This is a genomic window from uncultured Succinivibrio sp. (assembly GCF_902756765.1).
In the GTDB taxonomy this organism is placed as follows: Bacteria; Pseudomonadota; Gammaproteobacteria; order Enterobacterales; family Succinivibrionaceae; genus Succinivibrio.
In genome coordinates this window covers 1-4,061 of sequence record NZ_CACVSS010000128.1, presented here as the reverse complement: position 1 = coordinate 4,061, position 4,061 = coordinate 1, and the positions used below count along the sequence as shown (strand labels likewise).

Genomic DNA, 4,061 nt, shown 5'->3' with positions numbered 1-4,061 from the left:
GGTATCAAATGACAAGGTTGGTGCTGACAAGGCTGTATTCTCAGGAGATGCCACCAAGGAAGCTCTTGCTCTAATTGCTGAAGAGGGCAGTATCTATCGCGGAACCGTTGACTTATATCCATTTAAGGGTGGTTATGAGAGTGCCAAGTATCTGTATGAGATGGCAACTAAGGGATTACCTGCAGAACCAAAGAAAGTATTCCTTCCATACGTACCTGTCCCTCAGGAAGATGTTATTTCAGGCAAATACAAGCCTGCATACTAACAATAAGCGGTTAATCGAATTTAACCTGATTTGAGTTTGGTGGCCGTATCTTTGAACGGCCACTGTTTTTGGTGGGAATTATGTCAGATAAAATAATTCTTTCAGCACGAGGTCTGTCAAAATACTATGCCAAGGTAAAGGCTTTAGATAATGTATCTTTTGATATCCGCAGAGGAGAGGTTTTATCTCTTTGTGGGGAGAACGGTGCTGGAAAATCGACTTTTATAAAACTGCTGACCGGTGCAGAAACACCTAGTTCAGGAACTATCATTTATGAGGGAAAAGAGTACTCATCTCTAAACCCTCAGTTATCAGCAGAACTTGGAATTGCGGCTGTATATCAGGAATTCTCTTTAATTCCATATCTGACAATTGCAGAGAACGTCTTTTATGGACGAGAACTGAAAAAAGGCTTTATGCTGGACAAAAAGGAAATGTCCAGAAGAGTCCAAGAACTTTTTGATCAGATGGAAGTCGACATCGATGTAAACAAACGTGTATGTGATGTCGGTGTTGCCTACAAACAGATTGTTGAAATTCTGAAGGCGGTTGCCCGTAATCCTAAATTCATTATCTTAGATGAGCCAACCGCATCCCTAACTTTAAAAGAAACAGAGATCTTCTTTAACGTTATAAGAAAACTTAAGGAGAATAACTGTACCATCCTGTTTATTTCTCACCGACTTGAGGAAATCTTTGAGATGTGCGACCGTGCAGCAATCTTTATGGATGGTAAATTCGTAACGATGCGTGATGTTGAATCTCTTAAGATGAATGAGCTTATTTCTCTGATGGTAGGTCGAGATATTTCCGGAGAATATCCTTCTCCAAAGAATCATTCAGATGAGGTTATCCTTGAGTGTAAACATCTTAAGAATGCCGCACTAAAAGATGTAAGCTTCAAACTGCACAAAGGAGAAATCCTGGGATTTGGAGGGCTTGTTGGTGCTGGTAGAACTGAGCTTGCAAGAGCAATATTTGGAGCAGATCCTCTCACCTCAGGTGAGATTACATTCAAAGGCAGAAAGTATACTCCTAAATCTCCAAGAAAAGCTTTAAGTACAGGTATCGGTCTGATCCCTGAAGACCGTAAGTCTCAGGGAGTACTGCTCAGTCTTACCATTAAGGAGAACACTGTTTACAGTTCTATGCCTAAATATCTGACCTGTGGTTTTGTTATCAGTGGTAAAAAAGAGCGCAGTGAGACGGAGCGTTATATCAGAGAACTTAAGATTAAGACTCCTGGTATGGATCAGCTTTCAAAGAACCTCTCTGGAGGTAATCAGCAGAAGGTGGTTCTGGCCAGAATCCTTTCTACAGAATGTGATGTGCTGATTTTTGATGAGCCTACAAGAGGTATTGATGTTGCTGCTAAGCAGGAAATCTATAACCTCATGTGTAAGCTTGCTGACAGCGGTAAAAGCATCATTATGATTAGTTCTGAAATGCCTGAACTGATTGGTATGTCACAGCGTATCTATGTAATGGGCTATGGTCAGATTACAGCCGAACTTACCAAGGACCAGTTCTCTCAGGAGCTGATTTTGGAGAAATCTGCTTTAGGTAAAGCGGATTCATCAAACGAATAAGGATTAACAAAATGAATAAGAATTTCTCTCTGTGGATGCTAGATTACGGTATTGTACTGATACTGTTTCTTTTAATCGGCATTTTCTCCTTTGCATCATCAAACTTTTTTTCCTTATCAACTCTGACCACTATTCTGCGTCAGGTTTCAATAATTGGAATTATTTCTGTTGGTGCAGCATATGTTATTTTAACCGCAGGTATTGATCTGTCAGTTGGTTCGATTGCATGTATTTCTTCTCTGACAGCCGCATTGCTGCTAAAGGCCGGCTGGTCGATTCCTGTTACTATTATTGTTACTCTGATTCTGGCAACTATCTATGGTGTTTTCTCTGGATGTCTGGTGGTCTTCTTTAAGATGTCTCCTCTGATTGCAACCTTAGGTGTTATGACTTCTCTTCGTGGTGCAGGTTATCTGATTACTGACGGTCTGCCTGTATTTGGATTTGGTAAAGGACTGAGTGCCTTTGGCAGAGGCTATTTCCTTGGAATTCCTGATCCTGTTATTCTGATGGTCATCATTTTTGCTCTGGGCATCTTTATCCTTTCTTGTACTCCTATTGGTCGTTATGTATATGGTGTTGGAGGCAATGAAGAAGCCTCTCGCCTCTCCGGTGTAAGTATCAGTGGAGTAAAAATCTTCTGCTACGCATTCTGTGCAATGTTATCTGGTATTGCAGGACTTGTTCTTCTGTCTCGTACAAATTCAGGTCAGCCTGCAGCTGGTGTTGGTTTTGAGATGGATGCTATTACCGCTGTTGTGCTCGGAGGTATCAGCCTCATGGGTGGTCAGGGTAAATTACCTCTGGTTATTATCGGTGTGCTGATTATGGGTGTTTTATCTACAGGTATGCTGATGTGTAACATCAATGATTACGTTCAGCAGGTTGTAAAGGGCCTTGTTCTGATTGCTGCAGTTGCTTTCTCTTATGTTTCAACAAGATTAAGAGATAAAATCATTACCAAGCCAAACGATTAGTAGCAAAAGCGCAATGAGGCGTACGGGCCTGTAATCTCTGGCTCGTACGTCTTTTTTTATTTGTATTTTCTGAAAAACAGAATTCACTATAACTTTTTGAAAATAGATTTTTTTTGATTTCCTCTTTTATAAAGAAGATTTGCTAAAAAAAGTGGGAGCTATCTTGAATCTGTCGTAGTGCCATTTTTTTTTGCTAAAAACTCGATACCTTATATACCTGCAGGAGTTTTTCATTACTCTTTTATCTTTTGATTTTTTTCTTTTTTGATCGAGAAATTCAGCGAAGTCATTAGGTCTGATAGTTTGTAAGAAGACAATCTGTTCTTGAGTGTTTCATCAAGATCAAAAAGAACAAGATCAAGTGCATCATGAATATGTGCTCCAACGGGACACTTTGGTTCAGGATTATCGTGGAATGTAAACAGACTTCTCTCGTCTTCTACGGCGCAGAAAACCTCATAAAGATTTATAGAAGATAGAGCTTTAGCCAGCTTTGCTCCGCTTTTAGGAGAATCTGTTGAAATGAATCCTGCTTTTTTTAACTGGCCAAGAACTCTTCTAATTACTACTGGATTTACTCCCACAGAGGAGGCTATAAATTCTGAAGTATTTTTTTCATCCTTGAAATACTCAATACAAAGTAGTGTGTGTACAGCAACAGTAAATCTTGTTGAAAAATGCATAGCTCCTCCTGAATATACTTAATATTATATATGTAATTATTAAAGTTACAAATATATATGATCTTATTTAGGGGGAATTATACGAATATATATATTAATATATTTTAAATACATTAAGTTAGATATGAAAGTGGATTAATATATTTGACAATTATAAATATTGATAATATTATTTATTGTAACAATCGTTGTTACAATAAAAGAGGTTATTATGAAAGTTGCTATAATTGCTGCAAATGGTAAAACTGGTTCTTTAGTTCTAAATGAATGCTTAAAGAAAGGTTTCGAGGTTACTGCTTTTGTAAGAAGAGAAGGTACTGTTACCAATCCGAAAGTTAATGTGGTTGTAAAGGATATCGCTTCTTTATCTTCCGATGATTTGAATGGTTTTGATGCTGTTGTAAACTGTTTTGGCACCTGGACATCAGAAACTCTTCATCTACATAAAGAATATACAGCAAAGCTATGTGACCTAATAAAAGGAACCGATACCAGACTAATTATTGTGGGTGGAGCAGGCTCTTTGTATGTTAATAAAGAACACACT

General features: G+C 38.4%; 5 protein-coding genes. 4 read left to right on the top strand and 1 reads right to left on the bottom strand.

Annotated elements, in window-relative coordinates; translation table 11 throughout:
* The 3 genes from QZU45_RS11150 to QZU45_RS11140 all read left to right on the top strand — a co-directional run.
* On the top strand, nucleotides 1–265 hold a 265-nt coding region (locus QZU45_RS11150; RefSeq protein ID WP_295355293.1), incomplete at its 5' end, for a hypothetical protein.
* An 80-nt stretch (nucleotides 266–345) separates the two neighbouring features.
* Complete coding sequence (locus QZU45_RS11145) at nucleotides 346–1,854, top strand: sugar ABC transporter ATP-binding protein (RefSeq protein ID WP_295355291.1); 1,509 nt, start codon at nucleotides 346–348, stop codon at nucleotides 1,852–1,854.
* Between the two features lie 11 nt (nucleotides 1,855–1,865).
* A complete protein-coding gene (locus tag QZU45_RS11140) occupies nucleotides 1,866–2,831 on the top strand; it encodes an ABC transporter permease (protein ID WP_294997967.1) in 966 nt (321 codons plus the stop codon).
* A gap of 233 nt (nucleotides 2,832–3,064) precedes the next feature.
* Here QZU45_RS11140 and QZU45_RS11135 read toward each other — a convergent pair whose 3' ends face one another.
* On the bottom strand, nucleotides 3,065–3,514 hold the full coding sequence (locus tag QZU45_RS11135; protein ID WP_031491957.1) for an Rrf2 family transcriptional regulator: 450 nt from the start codon (nucleotides 3,512–3,514) through the stop codon (nucleotides 3,065–3,067).
* Nucleotides 3,515–3,725: 211 nt separating this feature from the next.
* On the opposite strand from QZU45_RS11135, the gene QZU45_RS11130 reads away from it, so the two are divergent.
* The coding region (locus QZU45_RS11130; RefSeq protein ID WP_295355288.1) for an NAD(P)H-binding protein at nucleotides 3,726–4,061 on the top strand (336 nt) is incomplete at its 3' end.

Excerpts from the sequence above, each read along its gene's own strand:
- QZU45_RS11140 (WP_294997967.1), top strand. The coding sequence starts at position 1,866 with ATGAATAAGAATTTCTCTCTGTGGATGCTAGATTACGGTATTGTACTG.
- QZU45_RS11145 (WP_295355291.1), top strand. The coding sequence starts at position 346 with ATGTCAGATAAAATAATTCTTTCAGCACGAGGTCTGTCAAAATACTAT.
- QZU45_RS11135 (WP_031491957.1), bottom strand. The coding sequence starts at position 3,514 with ATGCATTTTTCAACAAGATTTACTGTTGCTGTACACACACTACTTTGT.